Source organism: Streptomyces venezuelae ATCC 10712 (assembly GCF_008639165.1).
Classification (GTDB): domain Bacteria; phylum Actinomycetota; class Actinomycetes; order Streptomycetales; family Streptomycetaceae; genus Streptomyces; species Streptomyces venezuelae.
Window position 1 is genome coordinate 7,381,743 of record NZ_CP029197.1, and the last position, 16,910, is coordinate 7,398,652.

Below are 16,910 nucleotides of genomic sequence, written 5' to 3' on the forward strand. Positions count from 1 at the left end.
CCCCCACTGCTGTATCCCCCTGAAGAGAGGCCTCCCATGACGCGACGCACCCATCTGAACCGCGACCCGCGAGCAAAGGCATGAAGGGCCTGCACCGGCTCCGCCGCCGTCGCCGGACCTGGGTGGCAGGACTGTCGGCCGCGGCGGTGGTCGCCGGCGCCCTGACGCTCCTCCCCGGCTCCGCCGGCGCCGCGGGCCTGGGTACGCACGCGGCCCCCTCGGGCCGGTACTTCGGCACGGCCGTGGCCGCGGGCCGCCTCGGCGACTCGGCGTACACCGCGATCGCCGACCGGGAGTTCAACATGATCACCCCGGAGAACGAGATGAAGTGGGACGCCGTCGAGCCGTCCCGCGGCCGTTTCGACTTCGGTCCCGCGGACCGGATCGTCGAGCGTGCCCTGGCACGCGGCCAGCGCGTCCGCGGCCACACCACGGTCTGGCACTCGCAGCTCCCCTCCTGGGTGGGCTCCATCCGCGACACGAAGACGCTGCGCGGCGTGATGAACCACCACATCACCACCCAGATGACCCACTACAAGGGCAAGATCTACGCCTGGGACGTGGTCAACGAGGCCTTCGCCGATGGCGGCAGCGGCCGGCTCCGCGACTCGGTCTTCCAGAAGGTGCTGGGCGACGGCTTCATCGAGGAGGCGTTCCGCACCGCCCGCGCGGCCGACCCCTCGGCCAAGCTCTGCTACAACGACTACAACATCGAGAACTGGTCGGACGCCAAGACCCAGGGCGTCTACCGCCTGGTGAAGGACTTCACGTCCCGAGGCGTTCCCATCGACTGCGTCGGCTTCCAGAGCCACTTCGGCGCGGGCGGCCCGCCGGCGAGCTTCAAGACGACCCTGGCCAACTTCGCCGCCCTGGGCGTCGACGTCCAGATCACCGAGCTGGACATCGCCCAGGCATCACCTGCCCACTACGCGAGTGCGGTCAGCACCTGTCTGTCCGTGGCCCGGTGCACCGGCATCACGGTGTGGGGCGTCCGTGACAGCGACTCCTGGCGGAGCGCCGAAAGCCCGCTGCTGTTCGACCGGAACGGCAAGCCCAAGCCCGCGTACGCCGCCGTCATGAACGCCCTCGGCTCCGGCTCGGGTCCCACCCCGAGCAAGCCGGCCGACGGTACGGGGAGCGGTACGGGGGAGATCAAGGGCGTGGCCTCCGGCCGCTGTCTGGACGTCCCCGCCTCCACCACCGCCAACGGCACCCGGGCGCAGCTGTGGGACTGTAGCGGCCAGGCCAACCAGCGCTGGACCCACACCGCCGGCAAGCAGCTGAAGATCCACGGCGACAAGTGCCTGGACGCCAAGGGCAAGGGCACCGCCAACGGCACCGCGGTGGTCGTCTGGGACTGCAACGGCGGCACCAACCAGCAGTGGAACGTCCACACCGACGGCACGATCACCGGCGTCCAGTCCGGTCTGTGCCTCGATGCCGTCGGCGCGGCCACCGCCAACGGCACCCCGATCCAGCTGCACGCCTGTGGGGGTGTCGGCAACCAGAAGTGGTCCGCCCCGTCCGGATCGGGCGGCGGCACGTGCGTGCTTCCGTCGACGTACAAGTGGAGCTCGACGGGTGCCCTGGCGCAGCCCAAGGCCGGGTGGGCCTCGCTGAAGGACTTCACCCATGTGGTGCTGGGCGGCAAGCACCTGGTCTACGGGTCGAACTTCAACGGATCGACGTACGGCTCGATGACGTTCAGCCCCTTCACCACCTGGTCGGACATGGCGTCCGCAGGACAGAAGGCGATGAAGCAGCCCGCGGTCGCACCCACCCTGTTCTACTTCGCACCCAAGAAGATCTGGGTGCTGGCGTACCAGTGGGGCAGGACCGCGTTCTCCTACCGGACGTCGACCGACCCCACCAACCCGAACGGCTGGTCGGCGGAGCAGGAGCTCTTCTCCGGAAGCATCACCGGCTCGGGCACGGGCCCCATCGACCAGACGCTCATCGGCGACGGGACGAACATGTACCTGTTCTTCGCCGGTGACAACGGCAAGATCTACCGGGCCAGCATGCCGATCGGGAACTTCCCGGGCAGCTTCGGCTCCTCGTACACGACGGTCATGAGCGACACCGCGAAGAACCTGTTCGAGGCGCCGCAGGTGTACAAGGTCAAGGACCAGAACCAGTACCTCATGATCGTCGAGGCCCGGGGCGCGGGCGAGCGCCGCTACTTCCGCTCGTTCACGGCCTCCAGCCTGAGCGGTGCGTGGACCCCGCAGGCCGCGACCGAGAGCAACCCCTTCGCGGGCAAGGCCAACAGCGGCGCCACCTGGACCGACGACATCAGCCACGGTGATCTGATCCGCACCAACCCCGATCAGACCATGACCATCGACCCCTGCAACCTTCAGCTGCTCTACCAGGGCAAGTCCCCGCAGGCGGGCGGACCCTACGACCAGCTGCCGTACCGGCCGGGCGTCCTCACCCTGCAGCGCTGACCCGCCCGATCCACGGTTACCCAAGGAGAAACACCCCCCATGAACAACCCCACGAACGGCGCGCGCCGCGGGCGTCACCGTCGTCGCTGGAGCGCCACCGCCCTGCTGCTCGGTGTGCCCGCCGCCGTCGTCCCGTACCTCCTGTTCACCCAGGAGGACTCGCAGGCCGCGACGGTCGACGCCAACGCCTACTACCGGCTGCTGTCCGTGCGCAGCGGCAAGGCTCTGGACGTCAACGCCTTCTCCACCGCCGACGGCACCCGCATCCAGCAGTGGACCGACCAGAACACCGCCAACCAGCAGTGGCGGCTGCGGCCCACCGGCGACGGCTACTACGAGCTGGTGAACCGCAACAGCGGCAAGGTGCTGGGCATAGCCGGCGACGCGACCGCGCGGGCGGCCGCCGCCGAGCAGCAGACCGACCGCCCCTCCGCCTCCCAGGAGTGGCGGATCGACGAGGTCAGCGGTTCCGGCGCCGTCACCTTCACCTCCCGCAGGAGCGGCCAGGTCCTGGACGTCTCCGGAGGCTCCACGGCCGACGGCGCGGCCGTCATCCAGTATCCCGGCCATGGCAGCACCAACCAGCAGTGGAAGCTGGTGAAGGTGGCCGCCGCCCCGTCGGCGGCGACCGGCCCGTACACATGGCGGAACGCCCAGGTCGTCGGCGGCGGTTACGTCACCGGGCTGGTGTTCAACCCGCGCGAGAAGGGTCTGCTGTACGCGCGTACCGACATGGGCGGCGCATACCGCTGGGACAGCGCGGCCGAGCAGTGGATCCCGCTGACCGACTGGCTCGGTGAGAAGGACTGGAACCTGCTCGGCATCGACGCCCTGGCCACCGACCCGGTCGACCCCGACCGGCTCTACCTCGCGACCGGCACGTACACCAACGAGTGGGCCGGCAACGGCGCGCTCCTGCGCTCCACCGACCGGGGCCGCACCTTCCAGCGCACCGACCTGCCGTTCAAGCTGGGGGGCAACGAGGACGGCCGCGGGGCGGGCGAACGGCTCGTGATCGACCCGTCGGACAACCGCACCCTGCTGCTGGGCACCCGCAAGAACGGCCTGTGGCGCAGCACGGACAGCGGTGTGACATGGCGCCAGGTCTCCTCGTTCCCCGTCAAGGACGGGGCGGGCAGCGGCGCGGGCATCTCCTTCGTGACGTACGGCCCGGCCGGCAGCAGGACGATCTACGTCGGCGTCGCCGACAGGTCCACCTCCCTGTACCGCTCCACCGACGGCGGCAGCACCTGGCAGGCCGTCCCCGGGCAGCCCACGGGACAGCTGCCGCAGCACGGCGTGCTCTCCGGTGACGGCTCGCTGTACCTGACGTACACCAACGCCCTCGGCCCCAACGGCGTGACGGCGGGCTCGGTGTGGAAGCACACGCCGCAGGGCGGGACGTGGAAGAACATCTCCCCGTCCCAGGGCGACTACGGGTTCTCCGGCCTGTCCGTCGACCCGCGGAAGCCGTCCACGGTGATGGTCACCACCCTCGGCCGCTGGTGGCCCGAGGACGAGATCTACCGCACCACCGACGGCGGCACGACCTGGCAGGCACTGGCCGGGAAATCCGTACGGGACGCCTCCGCCGCTCCCTACGTCGGTACCCACACCGGGCACTGGATGACCGCCCTGGCCATCGACCCGTTCAACTCCGGACACGTGCTGTACGGCACCGGCAACGGCATCCTGCGCAGCAAGGACGCCGACGCCTCCGACCGCGGAGGCACCAGCCACTGGAGCATGGGCGCCCGAGGGCTGGAGGAGACCGCGCTGATGGACGCGATCGCCCCGCCCGGCGGAGCCACCGTCATCACCGCCATGGGCGACCAAGGCGGCTTCCGCCACGACGACCTGAGCAAGGTCCCGGCCGGGCGGCTGAGCAATCCGTTGATGACGAACAGCACGGACATCGACTTCGCCCAGTCCGCGCCCTCGATGATGGTCCGCGTCGGCCGGGGCGGCGCGCAGGACGGCGCCCACTCCACCGACGGCGGCGCCAGTTGGACCGGCTTCAAGGCGGAGCCGGTGGCCGGCGCCCAGGACGGTCATGTCGCGCTCGCGGCGGACGGCTCCACCATCGTCTGGACCCAGGCCGGCCAGGCCCCGTACCGCTCGACCGACAAGGGGACGAACTGGTCGAGGGTCGGTGGCCTGGGCACCGACGCCGTCGTCGTCGCCGACCGCTCCTCGGCAAGGACGTTCTACTCCCTGTCCGGCGGCACGCTCCACGCCAGCACCGACGGCGGCGCGACCTTCACCGCCCGCGCCACGAACCTGCCCGCCGGCCGGCTCGTGGCCGTCCCCGGCGTCGCGGGGGACCTGTGGATCGCCGGCGGTGGTCAGGGGCTGCTGCACTCCACCGACGGCGGCCGCACCTTCACCCCGCTCACCACGGTGAAGTCCGCCTCGGCCCTCGGCTTCGGCAAGGCCGCACCCGGCACCTCCTACCAGGCCCTCTACCTCATCGGTACGGTCAAGGACGTCACCGGAGTCTTCCGCTCCACCGACCAGGGCGCCACCTGGCTCCGCGTCAACGACGACGCCCACCAGTGGGGCGGCATCGGAGGCGTCGGCGTCGTCACGGGCGACCCCGACACCTACGGCCGCGTGTACGTCGGCACCAACGGACGCGGCCTCCAGTACGGCGACCCGTCCTGACCCTCCCCCCCCCACGGGGCCGCAGGCACGACGCCTGCGGCCCCGCCAAGTGCTACGGCCACGAGGGTGTCGCGGGACGGTGGGACAGCGCCTCACTGAGGCCGGTAGTACCTTTCGATGGGTACGCGGGCCTCGTCGAGCAGGGCCGGGCCGTCGTGCGCCACCGTCGGCCAGTCGCCCGACGGCGGGTTGAGCTCGACGAGCTGCTCGGTGGAGAGCGCGTAGACGACGCGGCCGATGCCGGATCGGATGATGCCGCCGCCGCACATGCCGCACGGCTGGCAGCTGGTGTACAGGGTGGTGCCGGCAGCCGTCTCGGGGGCGAGTTCGCGGGCCGCCCAGCGGGCCAGCTTCAGTTCCGGATGGGCGGTGATGTCGTTGTCGCGCCGCACGGTGTTGTGGGCTTCGGCGAGGACCGTGCCGTCCGGGCCGGCGAGCAGAGACCCGTACGGCGCGTCGCCCAGGGTGACGGCACGGGCCGCGATTCCGACGGCGCGTCGCAACAGGGTCTCGTCGGCAGGGGTGATCACTGCGGGGTCCTCCCGTGGGTGGCCACGGCGGTGAGCGCCCGCCATGCCTCGTGTGGCCGGCGGGTCTCCTCCGGATCTCCGTGATAGGGGTCGAGTACCACGGTGTCCGCGCCGAGCAGGCGGAGCTGGTCGAGATCGTCGAGCACCTGGTCGAGGGTGCCGACGCCGACGGGCCGCTCGGGGGTGTCGACCGGTGTGGTGGTCAGCCGCAGGGCGATGCGGGGCGCGAACCCCGGCAGGTCGTGGCTCCGCAGGACCGAGCGCATCAGGGGGAGGGGGAGCCGTAGCGGGTGCCAGGCGTCGCCGAACCTGATCGTCCGCCGGATGGCCGCCTCGCTGTGGCCGCCGACCCACACCGGGACATGGACGTCGCTGTTCCCGCCGTCCGCGGCGGGCGTCCGCCAGGCGTCCCGCAGGGTGCCCAGGCACTCGTCGGTCAGCCGGCCGCGCTCGGTGAACGGCACGCCGAGCGCGTCGAACTCCTGGCGGGCCCAGCCGACGCCCACCCCGAGGACGAACCGGCCGCCGCTGAGCCGGTCGAGGTTGGCGGCCATCCGGGCCACCAGCAGGGGATGCCGGTAGGGCAGGACGAGCACCGTCGTGCCAAGCCGCAGTTTCGTGGTGAGGCCGGCCAGCCAGGACAGCGTGGTGAACGGTTCGTGGAACGGCTCCGGGTAGCGCTCCGCCACGTCCGGGGTGACGGCGACATGGTCCGACACCATGAGGAGGTCGAAACCGAGGCCCTCCGTGACGCGCGCCCATTCGCGCAGGACGCCGGGGTCGGTTCCCGGCCCGAAGTTCGGTACGTTGACACCAAGTTGCATGCGCCGAGGCTATCCCTGCGCTCACGGGGATCTGAAGGCCGTTCTCCCGGCGATCATGGCCTTTCCCCGCGATTCTGCCGGTAGATTCACGTCATGACCTTGAATCTTGACGACGTGGATTGGGCGATCATCAGGCAGTTGCAGGAGGAGGCCCGCATATCCCTCAGCGAGTTGGGGCGGCGCGTCAATCTCAGCTCGTCGGCCGTCACCGAGCGCGTGCGGAATCTGGAGTCGCTGGGCGTCATCGGGGGCTACCACGCCCGGGTCGACCTGGCGAAAGTCGGCTACCCCGTGCTCGCCGTCGTCCGGCTGAAGTACCCCGGCAACCGCCACCAGCCACTGCGCCGACTGCTCGCCGAGCGGCGGGAGATCCTGGAGTGCCTGCGTACCACCGGCGACGACTGCTACACCTTGAAAGTGGCCGCGACCTCCATGGAGCACCTGGAGAGCCTCGTCGACGCACTGGCCGGTTTCGGCAGCACCACCACCAGCGTCGTCTACAGCCAGACGCTGCCCTATCGCGGACCCGACCGCCCCGTCGGATGAACGGTCGGCGGCCGGTCTCGCGGCTCAGCGCTTGGAGATGCGCACCACTCCGGTCTCGGTGCCCTGGTACAGGGTGCCGTCCGGGGCGGCCGTCCCCCGCATCTGGAGCGGGTTGTAGACCAGCCCGATGCCCAGGAACGAGCTGGTGAGCTGGGCGCCGGTGGCCGGATCGAGCACGGAGTGGTGGTACTGGGCGAAGGTGTTCAGCCCGGCGCTGCCCGTCGGCCCGGTCACCGAGACGGTGTAGATCTTCCCGTCGGCCAGGGAGAGCCGCGGCAGAGCGGCGGACTTCACCGGACTGTTCCACACCACCGAGCAGCCCGTTCCCCCGGCGTTCACGTCGATCCGGCTGAGACCCCCCTCGAAGCTCGCGGAGGAGGGCTGGCTCGCCGGTGCGCCCTCGGGCAGGGCCGGGTAGGGGTAGCCGTAGGTGTTGGTGACGAAGACGCTGCGCCCGGAGGCGATGACGGCGTCCTCGGTGCCGCTGCGGGCGTACTGGGTGAGCACGGGGATCCGGCAGATCGGGTCGGGTCCGCCGCTCGCCCGGTAGACGAGCAGGTTCCCGTGCGGGGCGGCGTTGTCGACGATCGTGACGTACTCGGTGCCGTCGCCCGGCCCGAAGAAGCTCGGGGTCGTGCCGGTGCCCCAGCTGAGCTGGCCGGGCTTGCGGGCCGGGCCCCGGTCGTACGGCGCCCGCCAGTCCACCACGGGGGTACCGTCCGGGCCGGCCGACAGCAGGTAGAGCGCGTGGTCGGTGGCGACGGCGGTCCGGCCCGGGACGGTGGAGATGCTGTTCTGGACGCCCTCGCCGGTGCTGATGCTGCGCACCGCCCCGGTGCCGGTGTCCACGGTCCCGATCACACCGCCGCTGGTGGCGAACCAGACCCTGCCCTCCCAGTCGGGCGTCAGGCCGACGATGTTGTCCCCGGCGGGGACAGCGTTTCCCAGCGGCGTGGACTGCTCGATCTGGAGGGTCCATCCGGAGCCTGCCCGGCGGTGGCCGACGCGCACGAGGTTGTTGTTCCCGTCGACGACCACCAGCCGGTCGGCGTTGTCGAGATAGGCGTACACGCCGCCGAAGAGGCTGCCCTTGGGCAGTGCCAGGGACGCGAGGTCGGCCCCGGTGACGGGGTCGAGCAGGTGCACGGTCGGCGTCTGGCCGAAGATGGTGGTGCAGAGCGCGATCACGTAGCCGTCGCTGCCCACGACCACGGTGGGGCAGGCCGAAGCCAGCGCCGTGCGGGAGTAGTCGACGGCGGACGTCCCCGGCCCCGGGCGGGGCGTGGTACCGCTCGAAGCACTGTCGCCGTGCATGGTCGCGGCGCCGTTGGCCGCGGTGGCCGGGTTCTGCGGCGCCTGCGGGCCGAACGGGGAGGCCGGGGCGGCGGCGGTGCCGCCGAGCGTCACGGTGAGGGAGAGGGCGAGCGCGGCAAGGTGCCCGCCCGCGGGCAGGGAGAGCGGCATCAGGGATGTCCTCGTGGCTGGAAGCTGGGAACGGCCGACGGGGCGGCTGCCGATGGTGCGGCCCGGCCCTTGCTTCCGTTGGGCGGTTGCTCCCCGGAACGGCTCTGACGGCGACGCTATCCGCTGCCCCGGCGATGCGGATCCTTCTGGGGCGGCCTGCTACAGCCTGTTCACGCAGTTCACGTTCCCGCAGCATGCGGGCAACACGCACCCGTTTCAGGCGTTCGCGACGACGAGCAGGGTGCGGGCGGGTTCCGGGCCCGACAGGCGGCAGCGGTGCGGGACTTCGCCCCGGTGGTGGGCGCTCTGGCCGGCGCGCAGGGTCAGCGGCTCCTCGCCCTCGACCTCCAGGACGATCTCGCCCTCCAGGACGTAGAGGAAGTCCTCGCCGGGGTGCTCGAACCAGCCGCGCTCGCCCTGGCCGGGATCGAAGTGGTGCTCGTACGCCTCCATCACGGTGCTGCGCCCGCCGGGGATGAGTACCTGAGCGACCTGCCCCGCGGTCTCGTTCACCCGGATCGTCTGGGGGTCGCTCTCGTGGCTGACCGCGCCCGGGCGGCCGGGCGGCCTGAGGAAGGTGCCCGGCGTGACGTCGAGCGCCTCCGCGATCCGGTAGATCGAGCTGAGGCTGGGGGTGGCGAGGCCACGTTCGAGCTGGCTGAGGAAGGGCTGGGAGAGGCCCGAGCGGGCGGCGAGGACGGCCATGGAGACGCCGCGCTGTTTGCGGCAGCTCCTGATCACCCGTCCGACCTCGATCGCCTCGGGCGTGGGTTCAGGTCGAGACACGCAGGTGAACGTACCTCATCACCCATCAGGCGCCGGGGCCCCGGCGAGGTTTCGCACTGCCGCAACACTCCCTTCATAAGTGTCGTCAATTATTGACCTCACTTATTGAACGCGAGGACCGAACGAGGAGCCGCCCCGTGCACGCCACCCCATCACCGCCCGGCCGGGTCCTCGGCCGGCTCGGCCCGGCTCTGGGCACGGCAGGTGCCGTGCTCGCGCTGTGGTACCTGCTCGCCTTGTCCGGCGCGGTGGCCCCGGGGCTGCTGCCCACGCCCACCGAGACTGCCGCCGCGCTCGCGGACAGCGCCCGCAGCGGCATCCTCGCCGCCGATCTGGGCGCCAGCCTGGCCCGCGCCGGGCAGGGCTTCGCTCTGGGCGCCCTCGTCGGCAGCGCACTGGGCTTCGCCACCGGCTACCTGCCGAAGCTCTCCGCCGCTGTCACCCCGGTCGTCTCCTTCCTGCGCCCCATCCCGGCCATCGCGCTGGTGCCGCTCGCCACCGCCTGGTTCGGCATAGGGGAGACCGCCAAGCGTCTGCTCATCGCGTACGCCGTGCTGCTCGCGGTCTGGCTGTACGTCCACGACGGGGTCTCCCGAGTACCGGTGTCCCACCTGAGGGCCGCCCGCACGCTGGGGGCGCCGCTGCACCGGCGGTTCACCGAGGTGCTGCTGCCCGCCGCCGCTCCCGCCCTGCTCGCGGCGCTGCGCTACGGGGCCTCGGTGGCGCTGCTCGCCCTGGTGGCGGCGGAACTGGGCGGCGCGGACAGCGGGTTGGCGTATCGGCTCCAGGTGGACGGCCAGTTCCTTCGGGTGGACCGGATGTTCGCGGGGTTGCTCGTGCTGGGGCTGCTCGGCGTGGCCGTGGATCTGCTCCTGGCCGCGGTGGGCCGCCGGTTCGTGCACTGGAGCACGTCATGAGCCTCGCTGTACGGCTGGAGGGACTGTCCCTCGGTTACGGCTCCGCCCCCGTGCTGGAGCGGACGGACCTGGAATTCCCCGCAGGGTCGTTCACCGCCCTGCTCGGTCCGAGCGGATGCGGCAAGTCCACGGTGCTGGGCGCCGTGGCCGGGTTCGTACCGCCCCTCGACGGAAGGGTGACGGCGGGCGCCCGGCCGGTGCGCCGGCCGGGCCCGGAGCGGGGCGTGGTCTTCCAGCACTACGCGCTCTTCCCCTGGCGCACCGCCCGCGGCAATGTCGAGTTCGCGCTCAAGCGGCTCGGGCTGCCGCGCGCGGAACGCCGTCGGCGTGCCCTGGAGGCGCTCGCCGAGGTGGGCCTGGCCGACGGCACCGACAAGTACCCGGCGCAGCTGTCGGGCGGAATGCAGCAACGTGTGGCGCTGGCCCGGGCGCTGGCCGCCGAGCCCGAAGTGCTCCTGATGGACGAGCCGTTCGGGGCCCTTGACGCCCTGACCCGGGCCCGTATGCAGAGCCTGCTGCGGGAGCTGTGGCAGCGCAGGGGCACCACCGTGCTGTTCGTCACGCACGACATCGACGAGGCACTGGCCCTCGCGCAGCGGGTCGTCGTCCTCGGCGGGACCCCTGGGCGGGTGCTCGCCGACAACCTCGTCCCCGCCGGACCCCCCGATCCGGCCTTGCGCTCACTGATCGCACGTCACCTCCGCGTCGAATGAACCTGCTTACGTCCACGGAAGGACTGCTCACCATGCTCAGATCCCGCGCGGTGGCCGCCACACTGCTGGCGGTCCTGCTCGTCCCGCTCGCCACGGCCTGCGCCGGCTCGTCCGGCCCCGTCGGCGCCGGCGGGCCGGCCGTCACCCTCGCGGCGAGCGACCACCTCGGTGGCGCGCCCGTCTACATCGCCCAGGAGCGGAAGCTGTGGTCGGCCGAGGGAATCGATGTCGCCGTCACCACCCAGCCCACCGGGCGGGACGCCCTGAACGCCGTGCTTGGCGGCCAGGCGCAGCTCGGCGTCGTGGGAGACCTGCCCGCGGTCACGGCGGTGCTTGGCGGGCGCGAGCTGCGGATCGTCGCCGACCTGTCCCGGTTCTCCGACTGGCGCCTGCTCACCCGGACCGACCGGGGAATCACCGGCTTCGCCGCGCTCAAGGGCCGCAAGGTCGGCGTCCCACAGGGCACGAACGTCGAGTACGCACTGTCGCGGATGCTCGCCTCGGCGCGGCTGACGGCCACGGACGTGACCGTGGTGAACCTCGCGCCGAATCAGGTCACTTCGGCGCTGGCGCGGGGTGACATCGACGCGGGCGTCACGTTCCCCAGCTTCTACGACGCCGCGCGCACCGCGCTCGGGGAGCGCTATGCCGAGCTGGAGTTCACCGGATACACCGCGCGGACCCTGCTGATCGCGGGCCCTTCGGCGAAGGACGAAACGACCGTCGCCGTGCTCCGTACCCTGCTGCGGGCCCAGCGCGAGCTCGGCAACAACCCGGCCGGCGCACGGCGGGCCGTGGTCGCCCAGTCCAAGGGCGCGCTCCAGGCCGGCTACGTGGACGCGTACCAGCCCCGCTATACGTACGGCGCGACCCTCTCCGCCGAGCTCGTGGCGCAGCTGGCGGAGGAGGCCGCATGGGCCAAGGCCGCCCAGAACCTGCCGGGCGCCGCCGACCGGGCCGCGCTGCTGCGTCACCTGAACCCCGAACCTCTGAAAGCCGTCGACCGGCCCGCCGTCACCGTCCGCTGAACCACGCCTCACCAGGAGATTCTCATGACCATCGACCAGAACACCCTGCGCCGCCGCGGCACCGGCCTGATCGCCCACGACCCCGAGCGCAGCTACGGCGGCTACACCCTCTACACCCCCATCACCAGTGCCGGCGAGATCCACCTCGTCGACATCGAGGGCCGACCCGCCCACAGCTGGAATTCCCCGCACCCGCCCGGCCGCCAGGCGCAGATCCTCCCCAACGGGAATCTCTTCTACGCCGCCAAGGACACCAGCAGCCCTACCCTCTTCCCCATCTGGGACGTCTACCACGGCGGCATCCTCCAGGAACTGGCCCCCGATTCGACGGTGATCCGCGAGGTCAAGCACCCCTTCCACCACCACGATGCCTCGCTGCTGCGCAACGGCAACCTCATCGTCACCGGTGTCGAGCCGCTGGCCCCGGCCGACGCGGCCCGGATCCGGGGCGGCATCCCCGGCTCCGAGGCCGCGGGCGGGGTGATCTACGGGGACGTGGTGTACGAACTGACCTGGGACGGGGAGACGGTGTGGCGATGGGCCGCCATCGACCACCTCGACCCCGAGGAGTTCCCGCTCGACCGGCACTTCGCCCGTGAGCACTGGCCGATGGCCAACACCGTCAACGAACGCTCCGACGGCTCGATCGTGGTGGGCTTCCGCAGCGCGTCCTCCACCGTGGCCGTCGACCGCGCCGACGGTTCGGTGCTGTGGCGCATCGGCCCCGACGTGCTGGCACAGCAGCACCACCCGCACGAGCTGCCGGGCGGCACCATCCTGGTCTTCGACAACGGCACCTACCGGGACACGACCTCCGTACCGTATTCGCGCGTGCTGGAGCTCGACCCCCGCACCGGCAAGGAGGTCTGGTCCTACCAGGACAACCCGCCGCAGAACTTCTACAGCCCGTACATGTCCAGCGCGCAGCGCCTGCCCAACGGCAACACCTTCATCGCCGAAGGATCCTTCGGGCGGCTCTTCGAAGTGACGCCCGACAGGGACGTGGTGTGGGAGTTCGTCGTCCCGCAGTTCCGGTCCTTCGGCGAGGGAGTGGGCCTGGAGTCCTCGGCCGGCGCACAGAACTCCGTCTTCCGTGCCTACCGGTACTCCGCCGACCAACTCCCTTGGCTGTGACGGCGGGAGACGGTGGGCGGCAGGCGGTAGACGGCAAGGGCTGTCACACGCTGTTAATGCCATGTGCATGGCCATCAGGTGGGTGTTCTCCGCATGATCGGACTCCGTCCATGAGAGCCGAGGAGCCCCCGATGCCCACCCGCCGCCACTTCATCGCCGGCTCCTCCGCGGCCGCCCTCGGCATCGCCTCGCTCTCCGCCGCACCGGAGAGCCGGGCGGCGACCCAGGGGGCCGGGGCCGCGACGACCGCGGGCCCGTCGACGCCCAACCTCGTCGTGATCCTCGCCGACGACCTCGGCTACGGCGACCTCGGCGCCTACGGACAGAAGCTGATCACCACGCCGCGGATCGACCGGCTCGCCGCCGAGGGCCTGAGGTTCACCGACGCCTACGCGACGGCCGCGGTCTGCGCGCCGTCCCGCGCCTCGCTGCTGACCGGCCTGCACACCGGCCACTCCCCGGTCCGGGCCAACCCCAACGGTGCTCCCGGCGCGCTGAGGGCCGGTGACACCACCTTCGCCGAAGTGCTGCGCGCCCGCGGCTATCGGACCGCGGTCATCGGGAAATGGGGCTTCGGGCCGGAGGAGGGCGACCAGCCCAGCCATCCCAATGCCCGCGGCTTCGAGGAGTTCTACGGATACATCGACCACGGTCATGCCCACGAGTACTACCCGCAGTACCTGTGGCACAACGGCGTCAAGGAGACGATCGCCGCCAACGCGGACGGCGCGAAGGGCGCGTACGCACCCCAGCTCATCGAGCAGCGCGCGCTGGACTTCATCGACGACCACGCCGCCGAGCCGTTCCTGCTCTTCCTCACGCCGACCGTGCCGCACGCACCGAGCGACATTCCCGACGTCGGCGCGTACGCCTCCCGCACCTGGACCCAGCAGAACAAGGGACACGCCGCCCAGATCACCCACTTCGACACGCTCGTCGGCAAGGTCACCGACCGGCTGCACGCGCTCGGCATCGCCGAGAACACCGTCGTCCTCGTCACCAGCGACAACGGCCCGCACGAGGAGGGAGGGGTGAACCCCGACCTGTTCGACGCGAACGGTCCGCTGCGCGGCTACAAGCGCAACCTCTACGAAGGCGGCATCCGCGTCCCGCTGATCGCCTGGTCCCCGAGCCGGATCGGCGCCGGCCGCACCAGCGACCGCCCCACCTCGCTCACCGATGTGCTGCCCACCCTGGCGGAACTCGGCGGCGCGCCCGCGCCCACGGACATCGACGGACTGTCGGCCGCCCCGCTGCTCGCGGGGAGCCCGGACGCCGCACGCCACAACCACCTGTACTGGTACCGGGACGAACGCGGCGTCACCAGCCGCGCCGACACCGAGGACCACGGACGCGCCACCTGGCTGGCCGAGGCCGTACGCAAGGACAGGTGGAAGGCCGTGCGGTTCGCGCCCGTCAGGGACCACGCGCTGCCCGACTCGCAGTGGCAGGTCGAGCTGTACGACCTCGCCTCCGACGTCGGCGAGCGGCACGACGTCGCCGATGCCAACCCGTCCGTGGTGACCGGCCTGGTCGCCCTCATGCGTTCCTCCTGGGCGGACACGTACGTCCGAAAGCCCTTCGGAGTCCGCGCCCAGGTCCAGGGGCCCGCCGTGCCCGGTCGGGCCTTCACCGTCACCGCGACCCTGGGCAACGGGTCGGGCAAGGCCTGGACCCGGGCACTCCTCGCGCTGAACGCCCCGGCGGCATGGCACGTACAGGCGACCACCGCCACCGGTCAGGAGCTGCTGGCCGCCGGCTCCACGCTGACGACGACCTGGCGGGTCACCCCGCCGGCGACGGCCGCCCCCGGTACGCGCTGGCCGCTGACCGTCGACGGCACCGCGGAGTCACCGACCGGGCCGCTGCGCTACTCCGCCACGGAACGGGTGTCCACGGTGCCGCCCGCGCCGGTCGCCGACGCCTATCTGAGCGATCTCCCGTGGGTGTCGGCCACCAACGGCTGGGGCCCGGTGGAACGCGACCGGTCCAACGGGCGCAAGGCGGCCGGGGACGGCACGCCGATCTCGTTCGGCGGAGCGACGTACGCGAAGGGCCTCGGCGTCCACGCACCCTCCGAGATCGTCTACCACCTCGGCGGAACGGCGGACCGCTTCACCGCGCTCGTCGGCATCGACGACTTCTCGACGCAACAGTCCGCCACCGGCGCGACGAAGGCCTCGGTACTGGGCGACGGGAAGGTGCTGTTCACCTCCGGCAAGCTGACGGGCGCGGGCGGTCCCGTGCCGGTGGATCTCGACGTACGCGGGGTGAAGCTGCTGCACCTGGTCGTCGAGGACGCCAACGGGAACACGGCCTTCGACCACACGTCATGGGCCCGCGCCCGGGTGACCGTCGTCTGAGACACGGTCGCCGCACCGCACACGGGCAGGGGCCGTCGTTCGCCTAGGGGCCGGGCGTCGTGCCGTCGGCGGCCACACGGAAGCCGATGTTGCCCGTGGAGCTGTCGGGAGTGTTGGAGCTGCGGGCCGCGACCCGGTAGCGGTTGCAGTACGAGTCATGGCAGAGGTAGGAGCCGCCACGCATCACGCGGCCCGTGTCCCGTGCGAACCGGTCGGCGCACCATTCCCATACGTTGCCGACGGCGTTGTAGAGGCCGAAGCCGTTGGGGCGGAAGGACTTCGCCGGTGCCGTGCCCGCCCAGCCGTCCTCCGCCGTGTTCAGGGTGGGGAAGTCACCCCGCCAGATGTTGCACATGTGCCGGCCGTCCGGGGCGAGGTCGTCGCCCCACGGGTAGCGACGCTGCTCGAGCCCGCCGCGGGCCGCGTACTCCCATTCGGCCTCGGTGGGCAGACGGGTGCCGGACCAGGCGCAGTAGGCCTGGGCGTCGTTCCACGAGACGTGGACGACGGGATGGTCCTGCCGGGTGGCGAGGGACGACCCGGCGCCTTCCGGGTGGCGCCAGGTCGCGCCGGTGACGGCGCGCCACCACGGAACGGCCGCGACGGACGGGGACGCGGCGGCGACCTCGTCGGACAGGAAGCCGCCGAAGACGAAGGAGAAGCCGAAGTGTTCGGCCTCGGTGACGTGGCCGGTGGCTTCGACGAAGGCGGCGAACTGGGCGTTGGTCACCGTCGTCGGGGCGATCCGGAACGGGCCGACCTCCGCCTCGCGCACCGGGCCCTCGCCGTCGGCCGGGAAGCCCTCGGGGTCGTCGGTGCCCATGAGGAAGCGCCCGCCCGGCAGGTCGATCAGCCGCCGGGCGGCACGCTCGGGGTCGGCGACATGCCCCCGCGGCGCCGGGGCGAGCGCGAGCGCGACCGTGGTGGCGTGCGCGTCACCGTGTCCGGGGGTGCAGCAGGAGGGCATGGAGGCTCCGTCGGTGTGAGTCGGGTCGCCGGCAAGGTCGTCGTACGCGCGGAACCTCACCTGGCCCGTGCCCGACACGCTGCCGTCGCCGTCGCGGTGTCCCGAGGCTAGGGGCGGGGGAGAGGCGGGTCCATGTACGGCATGTGAAATGCGGAACTCCGCGCGGCCGTGGCTCGCGCGGCGTCCGCGGACGCGCCTCCCGTGGTGGCCGGGGAGCAGACGGCGGTGGCGCGGCCCCCGACGTCGGTTTCGGGCCACGATCATGCCGTGCCTCCGGAGCGGCGTGGCGGTCGCATTGCGGGGCCATGAAATCCGGCCACCGTTTTCGGCCGTCTCGGTGGCGGGGTACACCGTGGTCGGATGCGGGAAAACCCCAGTTCACAGGGGGTGCGCAGAGGCAGTCGGGGGTCGCGGTCGAGGTCCCTCCGGGGGTCTTCGGCGGGGGTTGACCGGGGATGGGCGCGCTGCCAGGCTCCCAGCCATGACCGCGAACGCACTCCTCGCTCCGCGGCTCAACATCTCCG

General features: G+C 71.7%; 13 protein-coding genes. 8 read left to right on the plus strand and 5 right to left on the minus strand.

The window, feature by feature from the left end; translation table 11 throughout:
* The first annotated feature begins 80 nt into the window (after positions 1-80).
* On the plus strand, positions 81-2,450 hold the full coding sequence (locus DEJ43_RS33745) for a non-reducing end alpha-L-arabinofuranosidase family hydrolase (RefSeq protein WP_015037927.1): 2,370 nt from the start codon (positions 81-83) through the stop codon (positions 2,448-2,450).
* 39 nt (positions 2,451-2,489) lie between these two features.
* The gene (locus DEJ43_RS33750) at positions 2,490-5,114 is read left to right on the plus strand and encodes an RICIN domain-containing protein (RefSeq protein ID WP_015037928.1); all 2,625 of its coding nucleotides are present in this window, start codon (positions 2,490-2,492) and stop codon (positions 5,112-5,114) included.
* A gap of 92 nt (positions 5,115-5,206) precedes the next feature.
* Here the strand turns inward: DEJ43_RS33750 and DEJ43_RS33755 are convergent, their stop codons facing one another.
* Positions 5,207-5,644 (minus strand): nucleoside deaminase, encoded by a 438-nt coding sequence (locus tag DEJ43_RS33755; protein WP_015037929.1) that lies wholly within the window; start codon positions 5,642-5,644, stop codon positions 5,207-5,209.
* Positions 5,641-6,468: an LLM class flavin-dependent oxidoreductase gene (locus DEJ43_RS33760; RefSeq protein WP_015037930.1), complete on the minus strand. Its 828-nt coding sequence runs from the start codon at positions 6,466-6,468 to the stop codon at positions 5,641-5,643. The genes DEJ43_RS33755 and DEJ43_RS33760 overlap by 4 nt, the downstream gene beginning before the upstream one ends.
* A 93-nt stretch (positions 6,469-6,561) precedes the next feature.
* On the opposite strand from DEJ43_RS33760, the gene DEJ43_RS33765 reads away from it, so the two are divergent.
* Positions 6,562-7,014: an Lrp/AsnC family transcriptional regulator gene (locus tag DEJ43_RS33765; protein ID WP_015037931.1), complete on the plus strand. Its 453-nt coding sequence runs from the start codon at positions 6,562-6,564 to the stop codon at positions 7,012-7,014.
* A gap of 24 nt (positions 7,015-7,038) precedes the next feature.
* On the opposite strand, the gene DEJ43_RS33770 is transcribed toward DEJ43_RS33765, so the two are convergent.
* Complete coding sequence (locus DEJ43_RS33770; RefSeq protein WP_015037932.1) at positions 7,039-8,478, minus strand: hypothetical protein; 1,440 nt, start codon at positions 8,476-8,478, stop codon at positions 7,039-7,041.
* Between the two features lie 216 nt (positions 8,479-8,694).
* Positions 8,695-9,264 carry a helix-turn-helix domain-containing protein gene (locus tag DEJ43_RS33775; protein WP_015037933.1) on the minus strand — a complete coding sequence of 190 codons (570 nt, stop codon included), beginning with the start codon at positions 9,262-9,264 and terminating at the stop codon, positions 8,695-8,697.
* 137 nt (positions 9,265-9,401) lie between these two features.
* Between DEJ43_RS33775 and DEJ43_RS33780 the strand changes: the two genes are divergently transcribed.
* From DEJ43_RS33780 to DEJ43_RS33800, 5 genes are all read left to right on the plus strand, one after another.
* Positions 9,402-10,181 carry an ABC transporter permease gene (locus DEJ43_RS33780; protein ID WP_015037934.1) on the plus strand — a complete coding sequence of 260 codons (780 nt, stop codon included), beginning with the start codon at positions 9,402-9,404 and terminating at the stop codon, positions 10,179-10,181.
* Positions 10,178-10,894 carry an ABC transporter ATP-binding protein gene (locus tag DEJ43_RS33785; protein ID WP_015037935.1) on the plus strand — a complete coding sequence of 239 codons (717 nt, stop codon included), beginning with the start codon at positions 10,178-10,180 and terminating at the stop codon, positions 10,892-10,894. The genes DEJ43_RS33780 and DEJ43_RS33785 overlap by 4 nt, the downstream gene beginning before the upstream one ends.
* Positions 10,895-10,926: 32 nt before the next feature.
* Complete coding sequence (locus DEJ43_RS33790) at positions 10,927-11,922, plus strand: ABC transporter substrate-binding protein (protein ID WP_015037936.1); 996 nt, start codon at positions 10,927-10,929, stop codon at positions 11,920-11,922.
* A 24-nt stretch (positions 11,923-11,946) separates the two neighbouring features.
* On the plus strand, positions 11,947-13,056 hold the full coding sequence (locus tag DEJ43_RS33795) for an aryl-sulfate sulfotransferase (protein ID WP_015037937.1): 1,110 nt from the start codon (positions 11,947-11,949) through the stop codon (positions 13,054-13,056).
* A 131-nt stretch (positions 13,057-13,187) separates the two neighbouring features.
* A complete protein-coding gene (locus DEJ43_RS33800) occupies positions 13,188-15,419 on the plus strand; it encodes a sulfatase family protein (protein WP_015037938.1) in 2,232 nt (743 codons plus the stop codon).
* Between the two features lie 43 nt (positions 15,420-15,462).
* On the opposite strand, the gene DEJ43_RS33805 is transcribed toward DEJ43_RS33800, so the two are convergent.
* A complete protein-coding gene (locus DEJ43_RS33805) occupies positions 15,463-16,386 on the minus strand; it encodes a formylglycine-generating enzyme family protein (protein WP_041663194.1) in 924 nt (307 codons plus the stop codon).
* Positions 16,387-16,910: the final 524 nt, after the last annotated feature.